The sequence below is a fragment of the Bradyrhizobium sp. SZCCHNGR1005 genome, from assembly GCF_032489995.1.
In the GTDB taxonomy this organism is placed as follows: domain Bacteria; phylum Pseudomonadota; class Alphaproteobacteria; order Rhizobiales; family Xanthobacteraceae; genus Bradyrhizobium.
Genome location: NZ_JAUEZC010000003.1, coordinates 266,062 through 286,961 on the forward strand (window position 1 = coordinate 266,062; position 20,900 = coordinate 286,961).

Sequence of the window (20,900 nt, forward strand, 5' to 3'; positions counted from 1 at the left end):
GACCATCGCATTTTGATCCGTTATCACACGGTTGGCAATTCGTGCAGCGGTTCGAATCTGCGATTCCTCAGTCGGATTCTCCAGTCAGAACGCGCTGTCACGCGTCTGGACTCGTCCGAAAGCGCCTGCTCGCTGCAGCGCCGCAATGCAGCAATCATCATAGCCCAAGATCGTCTTTAAGACCTCGGTCGTATGTTGCCCCAAGGTCGGGGCTGCCATGGGTTCGACCGGTGGCGTCAGACTCATACTGATCGCCGGTTCAATATTAGGAACTCTGCCCGCTGTGTGGTGCGGAATCTGGCAAACCCGACCGCGCCCCCGCACTTCCGGTGCCTCGAACGCCTCCGCGATGGTGCGGAGATAGCCGGCGGGAATGTGGGCCTGCTTCAGTTTTGTCATCCATGTTTCAAGATGGTCTATCGCGAAAATCTCGGCGAAAATCGCGCGCAGCTTCTCTTTGTTCAGCGATCGCGACTTGCGCGTGGCAAACTGCGGATCGTCGAGCAGATCAGGGCGGTCAAGCACTTCCGTGACCAGCCTCCGATAGAGGCGGTCGTTGGCGCAGGCGATGTAAAGGGGGCCATCGGAGGCTTCATACACACCGACTGTAGGTGATCCGTTCGGGGAGTTGCCAAAACGCCCCGGATTGAATCCACTGAGCAGGTACGCCATGCCGTAGAAGCTCGTCATGTTCATCGCGACGTCGAAAAGAGCGACATCCACGTGCTGCCCTCGCCCGAGCCGTTCGCGAGCAAGCAGCGCCAATAGAATCGCGTTGCAGGCGGACATGCCCGTCGCGAGGTCAATGACAGGAGGTCCCGTCCGCACTGGCGGACCATCCGCAAACCCATTGAGGGACATGAAGCCACTCTCGGCCTGGGTGATCGGATCAAAACCCGGTCGCGACGCAAATTGTCCCGAACGGCCGTACGCTGAAATCGAGCAATAGACGAGACCTGGATTGTTTGCGGAAACGGTTGCGTAGTCCAGGCCGAACTTGTCCATGATTCCAGTGGAAAAATTCTCGACCACCACGTCGGCCCTCTCGATCAGATCGCGCGCAATGTCCCTGGCCTTCGGCACCGCTAGGTCCAGTGTCATCGCGCGTTTGTTGCGATTGAGGCTGAGGAAAGCCGCGCTCTCGCCTGCAACCTCCGCGTGTTCGTAGGCTCGCGTATCGTCTCCTTCTTCGGGGTGCTCGATCTTGATGACATCAGCACCGAAATCGCCCAACATTTGCGTGCAGGCTGGCCCCGCCACGACCCGCGTGAAGTCGATTACGAGCATCCCGTCCAGGGCCGTCGGCGCGTCCTTTCGGCGAGGTGACCGTTCTGGCAATGGCACTTTGGTGACCATGCGTCTCGCTCCTTCCGTCGAACTCATTGTCGATCATCTTCGTGATCTTCAGCATGGCGCAGCAGAGCCCTATCGATCATTCAGACGGGCCGCTGTAGCGTGTCGTTAGCTCAACCGGGCACACAAAAAAAGGCCCGGCGGCCTTGGCCGCCGGGCATGACCTTTGCTGCACTGCAATCTTTCATCGAACGGAGCACTCAAAGGGCTCGATGAGCTTGCGCCAGTAGAGCGTACTCGACCAACCCCAGGGTGACTGTGGGCGAAACAGTCGATAGCCGCCGCGGATGAAGTTGTTCGCAGAGATGACGTTGTCCGTCGTGTCGGACACGATGCAGGACCACCCGTTCCGCCGCCCGCGCCACTCAGCCGCGCGCATCAGCCTGAGTTGGAGACCACGACCGCAATGCTCTCTTGCTACTCCAACCCGGCAGAAATAGCCGGCTTCCGATCCTATTGATGAGGGAACGAGACCGGCAAACGCAACGGGAACGCCCTGCTCGTATGCGATCCACCAATGCCCGGCATCGAAGTCAGGCAGCGGCGCCCTGTCAAGGAAGGTTTGGCGATGAAGATCAGCGAGACTGTCGGCAACATCTTCATCGCAAGCGTCTACTTCGCGGATATGATACATCTGAAATCCTTGACCTTGCCCGCCTTATCGATCACTTCCCAATGATGACCTTGATGCCGAGCCATACCGCTCCAACAAAGCCCGTTACGATGACGGTGATGACCGCCTTGAACGTGTAGCTCTGGGCTTGCTCGACGCTCTTGCGCCATCGACGAAGATGCTGGAAATCAGCTCGCAACTCTTTGCGGTCCTCCTCCTCGATGCCAAAGGATGTCAGAATCGTCACGATTGCCCGAAGGACGACCGCGTCGATCTCCTCACGTTGCAGCCTGTGCTGTTCGGCCAGGGTCTCGGCGACGATGGCTTTGATATCTTCTTGGATAACGCTCATCGCCGAATGATTCTCGCAACGTTTTCGAAGCCGCGCTTAGCGAAATAGAACGATATGACGAGATTTGCGGTCACCGACGCGAATCCCGCAAGCGGCTCCGTAGTCCCGAACCCAAGCACCTTGTCCCACACCAGGAGTTTTGCGAAATAGATCGCCACGCAATAACCGATCAGCTTGTCCGGCTCATACCAATGACCGATTTCCGCCTCGCGATATCGCAGGATTGCGTTCGACTCGGAGACCTGTGCCGCAATCTCGGAAGCCGCAAGATCGGCCGCGATCTTGGCTTCAGTGTTACCCGCATTCAGCTTGGCTTGATAGGCATCGATCAGCCCCTTGATCACCGGACCGCCGAGAAAGCTCACGATTGTCATCCACATGTCAGCCTCCCTTCTTCAAGGATCGCGCGCGCGCCAAGATCGTGATCAGCGAGATCACGAGGAGAATGCGGCCAGTCGTCCTGGCATCGCCGACTGCAGAATTGATCTGGTCCTTGATGTTGGGATCACCGAGCGCATCGCCGACACTATCGATCAGGGACATGAAGCCGCCGATCAAGGCGAGCGTGTAGCCCCATGCGATGGTCAGAGAATGCAGACAGGCCGCCTTGATTTTTGGCCACATCAATCAGGCCCTTCGGATCAAAGCTGCGAGCGCCTTCGCCGCGCCAGCAAGCCTGGTCGCTAACGCGTTGGCTCCGATCGAGAGCGCCAGGAGTCTGCTCTTGAAGGACCAGACCAGTGCGCCGCCCGCCGCGACACCAAGACAGAATGCAGAGCCAAATTCGATCATGTCGTTCTCCTTCCGAAGATGGATTTCATCAAGGCAACAAAAAAGGCTCCGATGGAGCCTTTGGCCGGGTTCGAAATGGATATCTGAGGCGATATGGGCGGCGGATCCGCCGACGAGTGGGGTCGAACCGAGGCCGTCTCCGAAGGCGGAAACGTGATGCTCGGATCAAGCCCCATCATGGCCATCAGCAGACCTGCGCAACCGAGCTGCCGGTCCACCGCCACCGGATCGTAAACGCCGTCGCGAACGTATTTTCCGGCACGATATTGATTCGTGCCCGCCCATACATACGGCGACGGAACGCCCCGACGGGCATAGCCGAGACCATTATACTGCTCGAGCAGGGTCAGAGCGCCCGCGACTGACCAGTCCTTCCAGCGTGCCGCGTGCGGAGGGCAGTTGACCAGCGCGTCGACAGCTGCCTCTTCCCAGGATCCGAAAGGCCCTCGGCCGGCCGGCACATGGACTGAGACCTTGTTCCAGGGATCCCCTTGGGCCAGGGAGCCTCCCCAGCTTTGTGAGCACTCGCGCTCGTGAATAACGGCGATCACCGGCCAGGGGACAGCGGTGCGCACCGCGACAATCTCATACCGCGCTTTCGCGCCAACGAGACGCCGCGCCGCGGACCTTGCATCTCTTGTGATCTTCGCAGATGCCCACCGTTTGTCGTTAGTCGTGATCAGCGATGTAAGATCAACCATTCTGTATCCCCTAGCTGCCCAAGGCTACTTGCCATTTCTTTGGTTGCCATCGACCGCGCCTATCACTGTAGACCCACCGAACCTCGGCACGAATTCGCCGACAGGTTGTAAAACCATCTCCACCGCCACTCTTCTTTCCTTTTTGAGGACCGGCTGGCACGATCACTATCGCAGGGGCCCACAACTTGACAAAAAGCAGTCAAAATCCGTGCTCCACGTCGTCAAATGCAGTTCTTGATGTTGCAAAAGATGTCCATGTGTGATGAGTTTACCTCCAGCAAATGCAACTAGTGCACCACATCATGAAATATCGGCAACTTGGAACTGCCACAGTTTCAGAGATCGGACTGGGCTGCTCTGCATTTTGGGGAAGCCGTTTTTTTTCCGAACGAACTGCTGTCAGTATCGTTCATCAAGCCTACGAACACGGAATAAATCTTTTCGACACAGGGCATAACTACTCAAATTACAATGCTGAACCACGTCTCGGACGTGCTTTAGCCAGTCTGATCAAAAGCGAGGGGCGCGATCGCTTAGTCATCTCTACAAAGGCAGGAACTTTACGCAGAAAGCCGTTGATTAGAGACGTTCCGCGGACGAATTACAGCCCAGATTACATCGAAGGCGCGTGCTCGAAAGCAATCAAAAACCTTGGCTGTGACTATATCGACGTCTTTCAATTGCACGGTGCGCCTAGAAGCGCGATCACGGACGAACTCCTTACGCGTCTGGATAGGATGCGCCAACGTGGCATGTTCCGAATGCTTGGCATAAACACCCACAGCAAGGAGGTTATGCACTACATCACATCTCTCGGCCGGACTTTCGATGTGGCCTTGATCGACGTTAACGTCATGCAGTTGGACAGGCTTCCGACTATCCACTCAATGCGCGCAGCAGGAATTTCCATTCTTGCGGGAACTGTCCTGGCGCAGGGGCACTTGGTAGCAGGTAAGATCGGGCGGATCAGACGCCCCAGCGATATTTGGTATCTTGCCCGCGCGCTTATGCGCCCCCAATCTCGCTTACTTGCAGGAGCCGCCAGCAAGATGCGGAAAGTCTTGAGTGGAATACCGGACGTAACACCGGCACAGGCCGCAATCGCCTCAATCCTCTCATTTCCCGAAATCAGCAGTTGCATCATTGGGACAACCGATCTTCGCAACCTTCGCGAGATATCAGAAACGCCACACAGAGCGATCTCAAAAGATGCGCTATCGCGCATCATCGCGACCTTTGATCAAGGTACCTTTCCAATCAGCGGTTAGATAATCCGCATTATATAGTTGCAGAGGATCGTCGGCTGAACAACGTTGTGCGCTCCGTTCCCGCCCGCGCTATAGGTCGTATCAAGACCATTGGAGCTATTAACACGCAAACCTGTCGCGGCTGTAGCCGTATTCACCGGAATGTTGCTGTACGAAGCTGGCTGCCCACCTCCGCCCGCGTTCCACTGTCCCGCTACAAAGCTCGATTGATTATAAGAGTGCGCGTGCCCTGGATCGTAAATGCTCGCGCTGTGAAAGTGTGACGGAATCTCAGCCACGGTTAGCGTGTGCGCATCTTCGCCTCCGGCCCCTCCAAGACTGTGGCGAAGTCCCGCCAGACTTCCGTTGACCAGCCGATTTGCGGTCGTTCCCCCCATATTGTCCGGACGCGCCGTGACGCGTCCCCGCAGATCGGGTAAATTGAACGTCGTCGATCCGTCCCCGCCGCCATAGGTCGTCCCGACCAGTGCAAAGAGCGCGGCATAAGTCGCACGGCTGATTGCCTGACCGTAGGGGAACGCAAACGAGCTGTTCGGCGCGGTCGGCCCCCAGAAGTCAAGACCGGCGGCCAACGGGATGTTGTACGGATTGCCGTAGAACCCGTGCAGATAGAACACTCCATCGGTCTGATTATAGACCGCAAGATACGGCGTTCCCTGCAGGATCGTACCGGCCAGCAACTCAGCATTCGGCGCACTCCGCAACGGCTTGGCGCCGAGCGAGTCGACGTTCAATGTCACGGTTGCACCGTTGGTCGTGTGCGGCGTGAACGCGATCATCTGGCCGTTGAGATGTACGAGCGTATCGAATTGCTGATAGCTCACGAGCGTATAGGCGGTGCTTGTGCCCGAGGTGACGGTCGCACCTGAGATATCATCGCGATATTTAGCGGTTGCCGCCATCATCGCCCGGGCCGAGTCGTTGATGCTCGAAGGCACCTGCCCTTCGGACCAGTTGATCGTGGGATCTGCTGTAGCATCTGCGGAGGCCGTCTGTGACCATCTGTAGAGCGTCATGTCATTCCTCAAAGAAAAGCGGCGATCCCACTTGAGGATCGCCGCCGGCGCCATCGCCTGTTGTCACTGGAGCATGCAAGGCGCGCGTCAGGATAGACCGAATGAGCGCCGGAGCGACGTTGCCGTCGCTCATTGCTCCCGGTTGAGTTCGAGATATTGCGCGCACGCGCAGCTCGGCGCACGCGCGGTCAGCAGATTGCGGATCACGCCGCTCGGCACCCCCGGACTGTCCTGGGCGACCGCCGCGACGCGTGTATCGATCACCGCTTCGATTTCGGCGCGGATGGCCTTGATACGCTCTTCAAGGGATGGGCTGTTGCGAGGTGTCTTCATGAGATCCGCTGCTTTCTTCCGATATTGATGCATGTTGGATGGCTGCCAATTTCTGCCTGGCTGCAGCCGCTTGGTTCTGCGCGCGCCGCAAAGCTCTCTCCCGCGCCGCCTCGTGCCCCACGATGAAGGCCTGGAGGTCATATGGCAGCGTTTTGAAGCGCGCTTTGCGATCGGCCGGCCAGGAGCGTGGCGGTGCGATCCCGCTCAGTTCGTTGATTGCGGAGACGACCGGCTCGCTCAACGTCGGATCGGCGAGCCCCTTGGAGGTGTGCAGCCTGGAGATGTCCTGCAACGCCGGCCAAAGCTGTGCAATGCCGAGTCCTGCACAATCCCGCACGAAGCTGGCGACGGTGGCTGGCGCGGCTGGACAAAACATCGCTCCCTCGCGTGCGCACCAGCGGGCGAACAAGGGTGCACACTGCTGACGCGCCCGCGCCAGCGCCTCCAGCACGGGATTGATCATCGGCCCGCGTTGCGAAGCGCCGCGTGGACGCTGCCCATGTTGCGCCGAAGCTCGAGCATTCGCGCATGGCGTCGCAAGTCGCCAGGGTTTGCCTCGATACCCTCACGCAATTCGGCATCGAAACTCTCGAGTGCCGCGACACGCTTCTGCAGACCGTAAAGCGCGAAATTTTCCGCGATCCGCTCAAGCGACATCGGCTGACCATAAAGATTTCCGGTGATAGAGTCTGAGCGCTCGATGAAGTTGCGGCGTTCGTCAGGCATGAGAAATCTCCGAAAGAGAGCGAAATCAACGAGGAGAGAAAAAGATCGGCGGCGGCGTTTTGAACTCTGGCCGGAGCTCTGCCGGCGCAGTATCAGGCCTTTGGAATTGGGAGGGCAGTTGTTTGCTCATGTTCGCAACCGCGTTCATTTCGTCCATTGGATAATCATATTCGAACGGCTTTAGAGGAGGATTCAATTTCATGAAAACATTCGAGTCAACTCCCGACCAGAGACTCCCAGCACCGAGCTCATTGACCGTCGGAAAAATTCCTGTTCCATAGCCTTGCGTAACGACGTACAGATCATCACCCTCCTGGACAATTTTGCGAAATACGTTGCCCGGATGAAGCAAGTGACCCGGCAGAGTCGTATTCACGATCGTGAGCCGGTCCGGATCGACCAGTTGTCGTACTGGTCCAACGCCAGGAATTTCAACGGTACCTCCATCAACACTCTTGACTCTTTGAAACGGCGTCGCATGCCAAGACAACGCTTCAAAGGCCTGCTCTGGTGTGTGTCCTCGGGAGATGCTGCCCACCCAAGTCTTTGTTGAGTACTGATGAGGCCCGCTCGGAATAGTGATCTCAGCTCCGCCGCTGAACGGAATTGTACGGCGGATCGGTGATTGCATTACAGCATCCATATTAGCTCCAAAGAATGATTTCTGGGAAAGCCGACCCAACAGATCGGGACAAATCTGAGCAGCGTGCAACCGCGACTAACTACGATTTTAAGGATGATACGATTGGCCGATGACAATGCGCGCGGCCCGCATCAAGGCACGTGGATACGCGACTTCAGCGCCGTGCGTGATCGGTTCGGCGCGCGCCTATAGAATCGTGAAGAAATCGATTGCGGCGCATCAGATCGGCAATATGCGATCGAGCTGTCCTAACGCGTCGCCCGCAGAACGCCCCCCCGCAAAGGTCCTCAATCTCTCTGCAAGAACTGCACTTAAGCGCATCACCTGCACGTAAGAGCGCGTCAGGTTCAATTCATCCTGCGGGAGCACACCGACATACGAACCTTCTCATGAGCCTTGCCACAAGGCGAAGTGCCAAGACAAAAAACAAGGGAATGAAGTTCGTAATTGCCAAACACGCGATGTACAAAACAACAATTGATATTTTATGATTCAAGTTCCTGGATTGGTACATCAGCGTGATAAAGGTGGCTCCGCACACAACGAAAAGGATGTTTGCGATTGCGATTGTGAGTGCAGCCTTCAGAACAGCTCGAGGCCGCCAATTCACAAGCTCCAGCGAAAGCACTGCGGTCTCCGCCAAGAACAGACAGACCAAATGGAGTATCGAGAATCCCACTCCAACGCTTACGAAGGGGATGATCGGCGCAAGGTATAACGAGATGAGCAGCACGACAAAGATGACCAAAGCCACCTTGATCAGCATATCGAGGACGGCAAACACGAGCCATTCGCCCACGCTGAAATTCATGGTTGCACCGTCGAAACGAACCCCAACTTGGGACTGATGATAACGATCATGATATAGAACAAAAAGAGAACAACGTCAACGGCCGAACGCTGCTGGCTATGGCACGAGCTTCTCTTCCCGCGCACATCACGACCGATTCGCTCTGCGTGCCTGGTAGAGCGCGACGGCATCCTTGAGGTCGCCTGACGACGACAGCCGTGCATTCAATGCTCGCACATCGGCCCGCTCGCGTTCGGCAGAGCTCGCCGCGACGCCGGGACGCACGACAGGCGGGACCGGACGCGCCGCAATCGCATCCTTGGACTTCATCATGAGGCGGTACTTGGCCGCGTCATACATCATCCGCTGGAAGGTGGCGTGGCGCATCAACGGCTCGGTATGAAATAGCCGATTGAGCTCGGCCGGTTCGATTCCGCTCTGCTTAGCGGCAGCCATGATCTCTGCCGCGACCGCCTGCCGCACCCCCTTGGGCTCATCTTTCAGCATGACCTCAAGCCGCGCGTCCTCGCCTTGCGCGAACTTCTGGAAATTTTGCCGCTCCATCTCGGCCTGGTGCTGCTGCGCGTGAGCCTGTTGCGCACGCAACTGTTCGGATGCAGCGACCGCGGACTGGACGCGGGCGAATTTGGCCGGATCTTCGCGAGACATCTTCTCGAGCGCGGCTGGAATATGGTCGGGTGCCATGCCTGAAAATTCCGGAAACTGGCCGAGAAAGTTCGCCTGCGCGAGTTGCATCGCCGCCGCGAGGCCGTCGCGATAACTCTGTCTTGCCTTCTCCGCCTCGCCGATCTTCTCCTCGATGGCCTGCAGCACCTGCGGATGCTGCAGTGCCTTTTCGAGCTCGGTCGCAATCTCATCGGAGGAATGACCATCGCGCGAGGGTCTTCCGGGCCAGCCGCTTTCAGCAGCTTGCGCCGTCGCTCCATCGTCGCCTTGGCCGTCCGGATGCTTGACCCCATAGAAGTCCGCGGCTGTTGCATCGTTGGCTTGGACGGCCTGACGTAGTGCGTCGACGCGTTGCGCGGTTTCCTCAGCCTCCCCTGCTTGAGCAGCGCGCCTGTCCGCCGCCCTGCCCCGCGCATGGTCGCGCGCCGCGCGCGCCAGGGTCACGGCTTCAGTTGGTGCCGCGCGCTCACCTTTGGCATCGACATATTCCCTGACGGTCAAAGGTTGGTGCGCCTCAGTGAGGCGCCCCGCGGCCTCACGCAGCGCCGCGTTGTCGCCGTCGATTGGTGCGTGCTCCTGCCCCTTCTCCGGATCGTGCATCGGCGTGTAGCCTGCATTCGCGAGATCGAAGGCGACACCTGTCAGTTTGGACTCGATTTCGGAAGTCGTCATTGTGCATCCATTGCAATAGAGCTCATTCGCCACATCGGCTTTCGCAGATCTGCCGCTACGCCGGCACCCTCAGCCTTTCGGCTTGAGCGCGCCGATGAGGCTACCGATCCCGCCAGCGATCGTGGCGAATTGATCGACGCCGGACTTTTCCTGGACCGTTGTGCCCGTGCTGTTGCTCTGCTGGCCAAGTCCCGCGATTGGCGTTCCAATCTGCGCGAGCAGCTGCAATGTCTGCAATGGGATGCCGCGGCGTTGCGCTTCTTCGGCGAGCGTGGCATTGGCACCATAGTTCTGCGCGTCCAGCGCTGATTGCGCAGCGATCACTCCCTGCCCTTGGTTTGCGAGATATTGCTGCTGCATGCCAGCCAGCGTATTGGCTGTGGTGTTGCCGGCGCCGTAGAGCGAATTGGCGGCTGCGAGCTGGTTGGTGACATCCTGGTTATATTGCGCGGCGATGACCGGCGCTTCGGCCGCGGCGATCCCCCGACCATAAGCCATCTGGTTCGCACCGCTGAAGTCGCGGCCTGCGGCGGCAAACTGCCCGTTCACGGAGTTGCCCACGTCAGTCTGGATCTGCGCGAGCTGCGCGGTGAGCGCTGGGTTGTTGCCGATCATGCTGCCATTGGCGTAAGGCGTCAGATAGTTCTGCAACGCCGACAGGTTCGCCTGGACGTTCGGCGCCTGCGCCGTAGCGCCGCCGCCATTGAGCAGCGACTGCGCATAATTGCCGATCTGCCCGGCATAGGGATTGCCCTGGGCGGCATTGCCCTGCAGCGTGTTGAGCGCACCCGCCTCGGCGGTGGTCAGGCCGGTGTTGTTCACACCGCTGTTCAATTGTGACAGGATGCCCTGAAGCAACGGCTGGGCCGGCTGCCAGGGCGCGGTCTGCGACTGCTGTGTGGTCGTGCTGGTGGATTGTCCGCCCATTGGCAAGCTCCATGTGTATTGCTTAGCTGATCGCGATTCGAGATGACCGGCACAATGTCAGCCGAACGGAAAGAAGATCGGCGGCTGAACGGGCCTCAATTCCATCGGCAGGCCGCTGGCGAGCCCACGCAGGCCTGCGGTCAGGTAAGCCCCGTTGCTTGAGAGCCGAGGATCGGAAGAGCTCGATGCGTTCGAGCTTCGGCCGGCACGACTGCTCAATGGCGACCGGAATGGTTGCTGCGCAGAGTCATCCTCCATGGACCGTATCGTCTGAAGCAAATGGCTCAGCAGCCATTCATGGCGCTGGCTTTCCGGGACCGGCATCTCATTCGGCTTGGCGGGCGGGACGGGAGGAAAACCTGGATTTTCGGGCAGCGGATATCGGAGCGATGGCGGCAAACCCGGATAGGACGGATCTTCGAGCCAAGACGGGGCGGGTGGCCGGCGCGATCCCGGCAAAGGAATGCCCTTGAAAGGATCGTTCCAATCTCTGCGCGTGCCAGCTCCCCATTCATTAGTCCAGTCAGGGAAAAACGACGGATCAGGAGATACGCCCTCTTGCGCAACGCTTGGGACATCATTGTTTCTCGCCCTAGGATTTCCAACCATCAATTCATCTCCAAGCTCATACAAAAAAGCGCGTCAGATCGGCGCGCCGGTTCAATTCGGATGCAATCATCAAAGCGAACGGGCCAGCTCGTCCCGACGCTATCCACTGACTTACTATGGATCGTAGATAAACCAGGCGCCGAGGCGAAGGCGGACTGCCAGCGCAGTCACTTCCTCTTGGCTTTCCGGGTAAGCTTCGTAGACGATCTTCGTCTTTACGGCACTGGGCTGATAGCGAGGATGCCAGAGCCACATCACGTAACCCATTCGGTGCGCCCTCGCCCAATCAATCCTGTATAATACCTTCCGGACGCTGGCGCTCTGTGGCGGCATTTCGAACGTAGCACTGACGCGCCGCGTCCACATGAATTTCTTTCTAAGCTGATCAATCCGTCCAATCGATCGCAGTAATATGTCTTCGTCTCCGGCGCAGCGCGATATGTCGAGCCGAAGCGGGCCGTCGTCAAGCGCCGGAACAAATCTCAGGCAATCTCCTTTGTCGGCGAAAGGGGTCCAGGCAACGAGGGCATCTTTCAATACGACTGTCCTCGCAGACGCCATGACGAGATAGTCCGCGCAACTGAACAGGCAGTAGCCATAAATCACCACGGTGACGTCAAGCTCTCGCAATAGGTCGGCGAGCTTCATCATAAGGGCGTCGTCTCCGCCGGAGCTGTGAGCAACGAACAACCCGCCTGGCTGCAACCTTTCGACGAGCGACAAATCCTGATCGGCGGGAAGATAGCCGTCGAAACAAAGGATCCGCTGATCCACCGAGAGCGCCAGCGGTCGCGCAACGTCGTCGCGGCAGTACTCTGCGGCGGCCCGATAGGGCCCGAAGTCCAAAAGGCGGGCATCGTCGGCACGCGCGGTCCCAATATTTGAAGGGATCGCCGCGATTACAGCAATCAGACCAACTCCGAAGAACAAGATCATAAGCCCGCGAGCTGCGTCGTATATCCGCCTCCGCTGCTCCGAAGCCCTGCTCCAGTGGAGGATGCGCAATCGTTCTTGACGATCTCCCGACACGGCCATCGTCCGTCCCCAAATGCATGAAAACAATGCTGCTGAGAAATTAGAACAAAACGAGAACTATTGCAATATCCTTTCCACGATGAGTTCAGATGAACGGGTCGTGAGCCCATCCCAGGGCTGTCTATCAGTCGATCGCCTTGTCGATGATCACAAAGCGTTGCCGATAGCCCTCCAGCGCCCAAAGCCAGCCTTTGCGTCCGAAAATGCGTACACACTTGCAGCCTTCGGCTTTCGCATACGCCTCGATGCTGGCGATCAGCGGCAGCCACCGTGTCATGCCCTTGCCTTCACAGGCGGTAATGACGCAGACCTTGCCAGCATCCGTGAGCTGCAAGCTGGTCGTGGCGACCGCGTCGATCGCAATTGCGCTGCTGAGCGCCAGCCACAGCAGCGAGCGCCCGGCCAGAACGTCGCGCTCGATGTCGGCAAAGGCTGAAAGGCCAGTGCGCCGGACGGCGAGCTGCAGACGCGAGGCCACCAGCGGCCAAACACGACGAACATCATCAGGACAGACACAGGTGAGCGCAGGAGAAGCGTACGGGTTCGATGTCGGAAAACTGCCGGTTCGAGAAATCTGCATCTGAAATCTACTTGTGCGTCTCTTTGACCTGGCTACTAATGCTGCCCAAACTGGTTCTCGCACCATTGCTTCTTGTTTACGCTAGATTCAAACGTCTTGGACCAGCACGCTCGTTTAACGGTCTCTGGGCCAACTACATTATTCCAACCTGGCTTCAAGCTTCGGCATAGCTCTTCCCACGCATTTGTATCGCCAGCCGCAGCTCTCAGACATTTCCGATATTCGTCGCTTCCACCTCCGGTACCGTGCCGCATCCTTCCGTAGAATTGAAGAACATTTCTTAACCCCTTCCACAGAGCGGCGACGTCCTCCTCTTTTGGCTGCGGCAGAACGAAGCCCCTGCGGCCGGGCATCGGAGCCGAAAACCCTCCAACGGGAATGATCTCGGCGTTATTTGGGCTTCCTTCCGGCTTGCGCAGCCACTCCTCACTATATTCCCCCATCTGCTGCGGAGGCTGCGCGTCAATGCCAGATCTGCTCACCAGCTCTCGGAAGTTTGGGTCCCGCTGCGGGAAAGCACCTCCATTGTCCGATTGGTCCGAGGAGCCCGACGCGGCCAGCATTCCGCCCAGTTGTTCGAACGACTGTCGGGCTAGCTCTTGTGGCGAAGCCGTCCCCTTGAGGATGTCGTTCGGCGCCTCCCCTTGCTGACGCATCACTTGTTGCAGAAGTCCGGGCAGACCTCCGGTGGCTCGACGGTCTGAGTTCGGCACAGAAGGGGCGTAGGGCACACGAAAAAATCCATTTTGCATTGGTCAACTTCTCTTCTGAAAGGAGTTCAGGAATGCAGACGACCTTCCGCGAGGCAGTAAAGCCCGCCGCGAGCCAAGGCCGAATGTTGTGGAGCGCTTCAGGTCGAAGCCGAAAATGAGATGCCGATCTAATGAGACGGAGCACTGCGAGTGGGACGCAACTTCTGCCAGTCTCCCGAGAAGCTCGGACTATCGAATGGCACTATCTGTGCCATGTGCTTGAAATTGCGCGCTGGTCGGCAATACAATTACTCAGCCGAGCAGCGCATACAGAAACGTCCGGCCTGCGATCGCGCCGTTGGCGTGGACGATGGTGAAAGTCCCGTTCGCTACCGCGCTCACATAGATCGTGCCGTTGCCGAGCTCGGTAGCGGCGGCAGCTGACGCCGGCGTGAGGATCGGGGTCGAGCCTGCAGCGCAGTTCTTGTCGTTGACCACGGTGCTCGACGCACCGGTTGCGAGCGTGACGCTGCCGACCGCGTTGGAGCGTCCGGCGGCGAGCTGCTGCAGCGCCAGCACGATCTTCTTGAGGTCGGTTTCGGTGATGCCCGGGACAAAGGCGGTCATAGCGTGCCACTCGTCGTCAGGTCAGGAACAATGCCGGCGCAGAAGCTCCAGGATGTGGCCGCCGGAATGCGCACCTTGAAGCGCGAATAACGGGTCTCGCGCCGGATGTCACAGCGCCCGGTCCTAGCATTCACCAACACCTCCGCGCCGGCGAGCGCCGGCGCGGACGGCGTATCGCGGAAGGAGACGGATCCGAAAAGCGTCGCCGCGTCGGTGACCGGACGAAAACCTCGGATCATGATCCGGCTCTCGTCGGTCCCCTGCTCCGCGCTCTCGATGATCGCCTCGAGACTGGCGCCTCGAAAGAAACCCAGCACGTGCCCAGACGAGAACTGCGCGATTTCCGGCTGTACCGCCGTGGCGTAAGCATCAAGGCTCAGAGTCATGGCGTCGATTGAGGACGAGATGCTGTCGAGATTTTCCAGCGTCAGTCCTGTCTGCGACATGCCGAGCAGATACTCGCCGCTTGCCTGCACCGCGAAGAAGCGATCCAGTAGGAAATCGTAACCGAGGATCTTGTCGTAGGCGCCGATCGCGCCCGAGATCGACTTGTAGGCCCAATAGACCCGCGTCGAGCGCGGGTCAGCAGCTCCGATGAAAAGCTGCAAATTGCCCTTGTCGAGATCGCCCAGGAAGGTGCGATCCACCTTCTCGCGTCCGACCTGTTCTGGCACACCGCCGGGCTCGATCTTGTGAAAGCCCTGGCCGGCGTAGAAGAAGATGCGCTCGCCGGCGCGGATGATTGAATACGGCGCATAGAGGCCCTTGTCCTGGGTGATGCGGTCGATCTGGAAGATGATCGGCGAACCGGGAACGTAGGACATGCGGCGGATCGCCTGGTCCTGAAAGATGATACCGGACTCGCCGCCGGCAACGCCGCGCACGATGCCACCATCCGGAAAATCCTGATGATCGGAGCCGGCGGTCAGCCCGTCCCACGATGTCGCAGAGTTGAAGTTGTTCAGGCCCGACCATTGGATACGATACGGCGTCGACAATAGCCCTGAGAGCACCAGAAACCGTCCGACGACGCTGATATAAGCTGCTTGGGGCGGCGAGCCCAAAGCATTGTCGAACGAGGTCGAAGCTGTGAGGTCGAAAATTTGCAGCAGCGCATTTGCCTGCGTTGCAAAAACGAAATTCCCGGTTTGCGCGAACTGCCACTGTGCCGAAGACGACAGCTGCGAATAGGCCGCGCCACTTTTCGAAACGTCGGCCCAGGTGAAGTCGGTATTGTTGAGTTTGTAGAGCCTATCTGCCGTGCCAGCAAAGGTCACGACCGTTCCGTCCGACTTCAACGCATAGAAGGCGCCGCGACAGGCCGCCGGCAAGGCCGATGTATAGGGTGTGAACGACGGAAAGGGCCCATAGCCGTCACCGCGCGGTATCACGTTTTGAACGTTGCGCGTGGCCTGCCCTTCATAGTCGCTGACGTCGGGGCGATAGTCGCCGAAAGCAAGAAGCGCCATTGTTTGCTCGCATCATTTAAGGTTGGGTCAGCGGGGCGTCGGCGGCGGCTGATCGCGGACGATGGCCGGCCAAGGTAGAGCGTGGAGCTCGGAACAAGACGGACGCTAGTTTTTCACCCAACTTCCCGGGGGGTCCTGGACTTTGGTCCAGGAGTCTTTCCCTTCCACGGCGATTGACCAGTCACCAGCGGGAGCGACGCCAGATGTCCATCCACTTTCAGGAACGCGGCCTCCGACCCAAGAAGCCCCGTGAGAGGGCAGCGGAAACCAAGCCTCATAGCCACGCGCAAACGCGGCTTCCGCGCCGCTGACGTTCCAATTTCCGCAATTCGCCGTGGTCGCCACGCCCAATGTCGAGACGGGTGCGGCAATCGCATAGTTCGTGCCACTGACCACATATGCGGTGGCAAAGCTGCCAGCATTGCAGATGCTCGCAAAGCTGCCCGTTATCGGCGACAGTGGAATGCCAAAAGCGGCTGCGTTCCCCGTCGCGCGATAGGAAACGCTCAATAGCGAAAACCAAGACGCGAATGCCGCGGCTCTTCCGCCGAGTCCGAAGGATGCCGCGACGGCGGATTGCGCGGTGCTCATGTTCGTCGTAGGCCCGCTGACGGCGTAACTCCCCGACAGCGCAGGAAGCGCAGCCGTTTGCAATGGAGGAAGCTGGCCGAGAGCCAAACGGCCAAGCGCATCCGATCCGAGCAGCGACATCAGTAATACTCGTCGATGACGATGATACCCGAACCACCGCTTGCGCCGCTATTGCCAGACGTTCCCGAAGCGCCGCCGCCGCCGCCCGCACCTACAGCGTAGGAGTAGGAAACCGCAGGAGAGACAATCAGCTTCTCAGTGTAGCCAGCCCCAGCACCGCCACCTCCGCTATAGCCGGTGGCGGCTGCCGGACCGCCGGCCCCTCCCGCGCCGGCACCAGGCATAACGCCTGGAAGGCCGCCGGCATTGGGCCACCCCCCGGGCGAACCAGGGCCGAAAAATGAGCCGCCCCCCTGCCCCCCAATGGCCGCGCCTTGAGGGCCTGCGCCAGCACCAACGCTTGCGGCGCCATAGGAGCCGCTTAACCCCCAATCCCCACCGGAGTAGGCGCCCCCATTGGACGTTGGGCCACCTGAGCCGGATCCACCAGCGCCCCCATTGGCAACCATCGAACCGAACGTCGTGTTGCCACCGGCACCAGCCGAAGACCCATTGCCGGAGCTATTTGAGCTTCCGCCGCTGCCACCACCACCTCCACACATTCGTACGAAGATGGCCTTACATCCCGCCTTGGTCGTATAAGTGCCCGATGCACTGGTAATGACCGTGCGCGTCCAATTTCCAGGTGTCGCCGCGGCCGCGATATTGGATCGTGCCTGGGCCTGCTGCGCAGTCGTGAAGCTGTTCGCGGCCTCGATCGAAATCAGGTCCTCCGCCAGCGCCACCACCGCAATGAGCGCTGGCGCGGCGGCGAAATTGATCTTCGCCCCGGAGCCTCCCTGTTTTGTCCCCGTCCCCGCGGAATTGTACAGCACGGTGGCCCGCGCAAACGTGTTCGTCGCCGAACTGTATGCGCCCGAGGCATACTCCCATTGGGTGAGATCGGCGCTCTGCGCGCGCACGACATAGACCGTCCCATTGACGGCATTTGCCTGAATCGGGCCTTGATAGCCGCCGACGGTCGAAAAGTAGGTCCAGTCGGACGTACCGCCGGTGGTCGGCACGAATCCGCAATTGTTGATGAATGCTGCCATGTCAGGTAATCGTCAGAACGCCGTTGACGAGATCGGTGTTCACCGTAAAGGTATTGCCGTTCGTCAGCGTGAGCGGCGTTCCATAGTCCCACCAACCGATGAGCGGCTGAGTCGCTGATGTGGCGTTGTAGAGCACGGCATATTGGAACGGACCGATCGATCCTCCCGCGGCCGTCCAGGATGGCTGCGTACCGGCGGTGAACTTGAATACGCCGGATGTTTGTCCACCCGTGATCGAGCCGATCGAGGCGCCGCCCGCTGTATAGCCGTTGCCTGCCGTAAGATCGGCCGGCGTATTGTAGATCGTGTTGGTCACCACCGGAGCCGTGCTGGTCAAATAGACCTTGAACACATGAGCGGTGCCGGTCTTCATGTTGTGCAATCCGTTGGCGACGTCCTGCACGAAGCAATTGAACTTGTTGAATGCTGCCATCTTGCGCCCCGTTGGAATATCTGGCGTTAGAATGTCTGGCCGGACACGTGCACTGCCATGGGTCCCGCGTTGAAGGTGGATGCCAAGCCGAGGTTGTTGAGCTCGGCGAGGGCACTGCTCAAGCCGAGCCCCCAGGTTTGGATCCGGGCGTCTTCTTTGATGTAAGGCGCGGATTCCAGCAGAGTCCCATAGAGGTAGAGGTCCGGCGCCAACGCCAGCAGCCAGTTCGTGCCGCTGGATGCAAGCGGTGGCACGGCCTGCCGATACACCATCTCGATCGTGTACGCGGCGTCGGGCGTCGGTGCGAGTTCGAGCTCATTGCCAAGGACCGTGAAGTAGCGCGGCCGCGCGGGGACGTTCGAGATCCCAAAGCGATATTCGTCGATCTGGACCCCGGATTTAAACTCCAGGCACGGCTTGCCGGTCACGCTCGCCAGCCGGATGCGGCGCATCGATTGAAAATCCGACGGCAGCGCAACGAATTCCGGCTCGCTGGATCTCAGATCGATCACAGCGATTGCGCGGCGCTCCATCTGGCGCACGAACAATTGACGATTGAACTTGGCTTCCGCCAGTTGGACGAAGCTCGGAATCCGCGCGATCAATGTCGTATCCTGATCGCGGGCAAGATATTCGGTCACCGCAGATTGCAGCGATGCATAGTCGGAGATGAGGGTCACGGACGTTCCGCCTTCCAGCCCGCCTGTAACGCAGGTCTGTCTGTGCGCAGATAGGCCCAATCCGGATCATTGAGCTTTTTCTGCACGATTTGGTCGAACTCAGGCGTGAACATGCGAAGGGTGGTATTGCCCTTCGCATGCTCTTCATTCAGCCATCTGAGATAGATGACGTTTGGGATGCGCGCGACGTGCCGGCCCCAATCGCTGTACTGCTCGTCGCGTCGCGCTTCCTTGTTCCATCGCAGGATCGGTGCGACGTCCTGAGCATGTTCGATTGCAAGGCCTTTGCCGTCGCTGTCGAGATGAGGTCGGATGAGGACCCCGCTCATCACGACACCTCCGTTACCCAGAGCGTGCCCGCCGTAGCGGTGACCAGGCCGTTGGTCGCCGCCTTGATCGCGGCGATATTCTGACCGGGACTCACTGTGACGAATTCGACGGTATTGGCCGGAAGGAATACGTCCGCTAGCGTCGCAGTCTGCGCGCCATCGCCGATCCGGTAACAGCAGGCGGCATTGGCCGCGAGCCGGAGTTGATAGGTTGCCGAGCCGAGTTTGTTGGTCGCGCCGACACTGCCGTCAAACGCAATCACTTGCGTCGTACCAATGCGCGACGATGGCTGCTTCGGAAAGAATGACATCTCAGGCTCCCTTGACCGAGAGCGAGAAATGCATCGGCACGGACGTTCCGGACGCGCCAGACGGTGTCAGCACGATCACATCGTCCTCGTTGAGATAGGTCGGTGACGGAGGCACAACGTAAAACAGCTGGCCGGCGGCCGAGCCGGACTGCGGGACGGCGAAGCTCGCAACGTTGACCGAGTTGACCGAGACGATAACGGTTCCGTCGGCCGTCGTGATTGCGCCGCCGAGAATTCCGGCCACCTTGACGAGGCGGCAGCGGAACGGTGCGCGCACATAGGCGGCCACAGGCGACGAGCCGCAGGACGGCGTGTAAGCCGTCAGATCGGCCGTGTCCAAGGTTCGATTGCCAGGAAGCGGCATGGCGAGGTCTCTCCAAAAGAATGGGGCGGCCGATGCGGCCGCCCCGGACAGAAATGCTGGATTGCAGGAATCAAGAGGCGGTGTTGTCGAACACGCCGCCGCTCGCCTTTTCATTACGAGCGACCAGCGCATATTCGGCGAGGATCTGCCGGCGCTCGGAGTCGCCGGTTTTGGCCAGCGGGATCGAGATCATATTGCGGCCGTTGAGATAGGCGACCGCCCACTTATCCATCTCGAGCACCAGCACGTCACGGGGGCGCTGAAACCGCGAGGCGACGACCTTGAGCTTGCCGAAATCAGACTCATAGGCATCCACCGAGGCGACGATCTTCTTCGATTTGGCCTCCTCGATCGCGGTGGAGCGGCCGGTAAAGGTCGAAAACACCTGCTTGTTGAAGGCCCCGGTCAGGATCGTGCCGGGCTTGCCGCCATTGATCCAGATCGAGGACAATACGGTCTTGAGCCGAGCCTCGGTAAACGCGACCTGCGTGCCGTCGGTCCTGGTTCCGGTTCCATCCGATGCGGCCGGATCCGCGCCAGAAGCACCCTTTGACGTATTGGAGACGATCCATGACAACGCCGACGCCGTCTTTCGCGGCGTCGTCGTGTTGCCGATGATCTTGGCCTGATTGGTGCCGCATAGAATGGTTTCGAGATCGCGCTTGAGTTCGAGGCCCTTCAGCATCTCCTGATAGGCGAGTTCGTTATCGCGGCCGGCGTGATCGACCGCCTGCTGCGTCCCGGACACGCGCGCGACCTTGTAGGAGATCTGGCACTGGTTTCCGAGACGAACTGTCGGCGTGGTCGCGTTGGTGTTCGGATCATCACCTTCGAGCTGGGCGTTGGTGTTGTCCGGTGCAGCGAGCGCCTGGGTCTGCCACTCGTGATTGACGGCGGTCGCCTTCTCCTTGTCGACACCGCTCATGAAGGGCGTGTCCACCGGATCGATGCGGTAGATGATGTCGCTGAGATCTTCGCGATTGCCAACCGCCTGGTAGGTCACGAAGGTTGAGGTAGGTGTAGTCATGGATGATCCTTTTGATCTCGATCGCCAATCAGGCGCTGCTCGCACGACGTGTCGAGATAACGCCACTTGGCGCCTGAGTTAGCGCTAAGAGAGACACTGAATTGGTGTTTGCCTGGATCTCGACGG

28 protein-coding genes are annotated in these 20,900 nt (G+C 59.3%); 1 reads left to right on the plus strand and 27 read right to left on the minus strand.

Annotated features, from left to right (window positions below; translation table 11 throughout):
* Positions 1-84: 84 nt before the first annotated feature.
* The 7 genes from QXZ85_RS13440 to QXZ85_RS13470 form a co-directional block, all read right to left on the minus strand.
* The gene (locus QXZ85_RS13440; RefSeq protein ID WP_315729626.1) at positions 85-1,356 is read right to left on the minus strand and encodes a CoA transferase; all 1,272 of its coding nucleotides are present in this window, start codon (positions 1,354-1,356) and stop codon (positions 85-87) included.
* 181 nt (positions 1,357-1,537) lie between these two features.
* A complete protein-coding gene (locus tag QXZ85_RS13445) occupies positions 1,538-1,987 on the minus strand; it encodes a GNAT family N-acetyltransferase (protein WP_315751223.1) in 450 nt (149 codons plus the stop codon).
* Between the two features lie 31 nt (positions 1,988-2,018).
* The gene (locus QXZ85_RS13450) at positions 2,019-2,318 is read right to left on the minus strand and encodes a hypothetical protein (protein WP_315704525.1); all 300 of its coding nucleotides are present in this window, start codon (positions 2,316-2,318) and stop codon (positions 2,019-2,021) included.
* Positions 2,315-2,698 carry a hypothetical protein gene (locus QXZ85_RS13455; protein ID WP_315751224.1) on the minus strand — a complete coding sequence of 128 codons (384 nt, stop codon included), beginning with the start codon at positions 2,696-2,698 and terminating at the stop codon, positions 2,315-2,317. The genes QXZ85_RS13450 and QXZ85_RS13455 overlap by 4 nt, the downstream gene beginning before the upstream one ends.
* A 1-nt stretch (position 2,699) precedes the next feature.
* Positions 2,700-2,942: a hypothetical protein gene (locus QXZ85_RS13460; RefSeq protein ID WP_315704955.1), complete on the minus strand. Its 243-nt coding sequence runs from the start codon at positions 2,940-2,942 to the stop codon at positions 2,700-2,702.
* Positions 2,943-2,945: 3 nt separating this feature from the next.
* Positions 2,946-3,110, minus strand: coding sequence for a hypothetical protein (locus QXZ85_RS13465; RefSeq protein WP_315704527.1), 165 nt, complete (start codon positions 3,108-3,110; stop codon positions 2,946-2,948).
* On the minus strand, positions 3,107-3,811 hold the full coding sequence (locus tag QXZ85_RS13470) for a hypothetical protein (protein WP_315751227.1): 705 nt from the start codon (positions 3,809-3,811) through the stop codon (positions 3,107-3,109). The genes QXZ85_RS13465 and QXZ85_RS13470 overlap by 4 nt, the downstream gene beginning before the upstream one ends.
* Positions 3,812-4,113: 302 nt before the next feature.
* Between QXZ85_RS13470 and QXZ85_RS13475 the strand changes: the two genes are divergently transcribed.
* A complete protein-coding gene (locus QXZ85_RS13475; RefSeq protein WP_315751229.1) occupies positions 4,114-5,079 on the plus strand; it encodes an aldo/keto reductase in 966 nt (321 codons plus the stop codon).
* Here the strand turns inward: QXZ85_RS13475 and QXZ85_RS13480 are convergent.
* From QXZ85_RS13480 to QXZ85_RS13575, 20 genes are all read right to left on the minus strand, one after another.
* Positions 5,076-6,095: a phage tail protein gene (locus QXZ85_RS13480; RefSeq protein WP_316174299.1), complete on the minus strand. Its 1,020-nt coding sequence runs from the start codon at positions 6,093-6,095 to the stop codon at positions 5,076-5,078. The genes QXZ85_RS13475 and QXZ85_RS13480 overlap by 4 nt on opposite strands.
* A 129-nt stretch (positions 6,096-6,224) precedes the next feature.
* Positions 6,225-6,428: a hypothetical protein gene (locus QXZ85_RS13485; protein ID WP_315751233.1), complete on the minus strand. Its 204-nt coding sequence runs from the start codon at positions 6,426-6,428 to the stop codon at positions 6,225-6,227.
* Positions 6,397-6,879: a hypothetical protein gene (locus QXZ85_RS13490; RefSeq protein WP_315704531.1), complete on the minus strand. Its 483-nt coding sequence runs from the start codon at positions 6,877-6,879 to the stop codon at positions 6,397-6,399. Before QXZ85_RS13490 ends, QXZ85_RS13485 begins: the two co-directional genes overlap by 32 nt.
* Positions 6,880-6,887: 8 nt before the next feature.
* Positions 6,888-7,154: a hypothetical protein gene (locus QXZ85_RS13495; RefSeq protein ID WP_315751235.1), complete on the minus strand. Its 267-nt coding sequence runs from the start codon at positions 7,152-7,154 to the stop codon at positions 6,888-6,890.
* A gap of 25 nt (positions 7,155-7,179) precedes the next feature.
* Positions 7,180-7,785 carry a hypothetical protein gene (locus tag QXZ85_RS13500; protein WP_316174302.1) on the minus strand — a complete coding sequence of 202 codons (606 nt, stop codon included), beginning with the start codon at positions 7,783-7,785 and terminating at the stop codon, positions 7,180-7,182.
* 364 nt (positions 7,786-8,149) lie between these two features.
* Positions 8,150-8,608 carry a hypothetical protein gene (locus tag QXZ85_RS13505; RefSeq protein ID WP_315704534.1) on the minus strand — a complete coding sequence of 153 codons (459 nt, stop codon included), beginning with the start codon at positions 8,606-8,608 and terminating at the stop codon, positions 8,150-8,152.
* 126 nt (positions 8,609-8,734) lie between these two features.
* The gene (locus QXZ85_RS13510) at positions 8,735-9,946 is read right to left on the minus strand and encodes a hypothetical protein (protein ID WP_316174304.1); all 1,212 of its coding nucleotides are present in this window, start codon (positions 9,944-9,946) and stop codon (positions 8,735-8,737) included.
* Between the two features lie 69 nt (positions 9,947-10,015).
* Positions 10,016-10,873, minus strand: coding sequence for a tail fiber domain-containing protein (locus tag QXZ85_RS13515; protein ID WP_315806708.1), 858 nt, complete (start codon positions 10,871-10,873; stop codon positions 10,016-10,018).
* 723 nt (positions 10,874-11,596) lie between these two features.
* Positions 11,597-12,418: a hypothetical protein gene (locus QXZ85_RS13520; RefSeq protein WP_316174306.1), complete on the minus strand. Its 822-nt coding sequence runs from the start codon at positions 12,416-12,418 to the stop codon at positions 11,597-11,599.
* A gap of 223 nt (positions 12,419-12,641) precedes the next feature.
* Positions 12,642-13,097 carry a hypothetical protein gene (locus QXZ85_RS13525; RefSeq protein WP_315806710.1) on the minus strand — a complete coding sequence of 152 codons (456 nt, stop codon included), beginning with the start codon at positions 13,095-13,097 and terminating at the stop codon, positions 12,642-12,644.
* A gap of 1,004 nt (positions 13,098-14,101) precedes the next feature.
* On the minus strand, positions 14,102-14,416 hold the full coding sequence (locus tag QXZ85_RS13530; protein WP_315806711.1) for a hypothetical protein: 315 nt from the start codon (positions 14,414-14,416) through the stop codon (positions 14,102-14,104).
* Positions 14,413-15,885, minus strand: coding sequence for a hypothetical protein (locus QXZ85_RS13535; RefSeq protein ID WP_315806712.1), 1,473 nt, complete (start codon positions 15,883-15,885; stop codon positions 14,413-14,415). Before QXZ85_RS13535 ends, QXZ85_RS13530 begins: the two co-directional genes overlap by 4 nt.
* A gap of 105 nt (positions 15,886-15,990) precedes the next feature.
* Positions 15,991-16,596: a hypothetical protein gene (locus tag QXZ85_RS13540; protein WP_315704543.1), complete on the minus strand. Its 606-nt coding sequence runs from the start codon at positions 16,594-16,596 to the stop codon at positions 15,991-15,993.
* Entirely contained in the window at positions 16,596-17,630 is a 1,035-nt protein-coding gene (locus QXZ85_RS13545) for a hypothetical protein (RefSeq protein ID WP_315704544.1), read from the minus strand. The genes QXZ85_RS13540 and QXZ85_RS13545 overlap by 1 nt, the downstream gene beginning before the upstream one ends.
* A 1-nt stretch (position 17,631) precedes the next feature.
* Positions 17,632-18,063 carry a hypothetical protein gene (locus tag QXZ85_RS13550; RefSeq protein WP_315704545.1) on the minus strand — a complete coding sequence of 144 codons (432 nt, stop codon included), beginning with the start codon at positions 18,061-18,063 and terminating at the stop codon, positions 17,632-17,634.
* Positions 18,064-18,089: 26 nt separating this feature from the next.
* The gene (locus QXZ85_RS13555) at positions 18,090-18,743 is read right to left on the minus strand and encodes a hypothetical protein (RefSeq protein WP_315704546.1); all 654 of its coding nucleotides are present in this window, start codon (positions 18,741-18,743) and stop codon (positions 18,090-18,092) included.
* The gene (locus QXZ85_RS13560; protein WP_315704547.1) at positions 18,740-19,072 is read right to left on the minus strand and encodes a hypothetical protein; all 333 of its coding nucleotides are present in this window, start codon (positions 19,070-19,072) and stop codon (positions 18,740-18,742) included. The genes QXZ85_RS13555 and QXZ85_RS13560 overlap by 4 nt, the downstream gene beginning before the upstream one ends.
* The gene (locus tag QXZ85_RS13565) at positions 19,072-19,383 is read right to left on the minus strand and encodes a hypothetical protein (RefSeq protein WP_315704548.1); all 312 of its coding nucleotides are present in this window, start codon (positions 19,381-19,383) and stop codon (positions 19,072-19,074) included. Before QXZ85_RS13565 ends, QXZ85_RS13560 begins: the two co-directional genes overlap by 1 nt.
* A 1-nt stretch (position 19,384) precedes the next feature.
* Positions 19,385-19,747: a hypothetical protein gene (locus QXZ85_RS13570; protein ID WP_315704549.1), complete on the minus strand. Its 363-nt coding sequence runs from the start codon at positions 19,745-19,747 to the stop codon at positions 19,385-19,387.
* Positions 19,748-19,817: 70 nt separating this feature from the next.
* Positions 19,818-20,774: a DUF5309 domain-containing protein gene (locus QXZ85_RS13575; RefSeq protein ID WP_315704550.1), complete on the minus strand. Its 957-nt coding sequence runs from the start codon at positions 20,772-20,774 to the stop codon at positions 19,818-19,820.
* Positions 20,775-20,900: the final 126 nt, after the last annotated feature.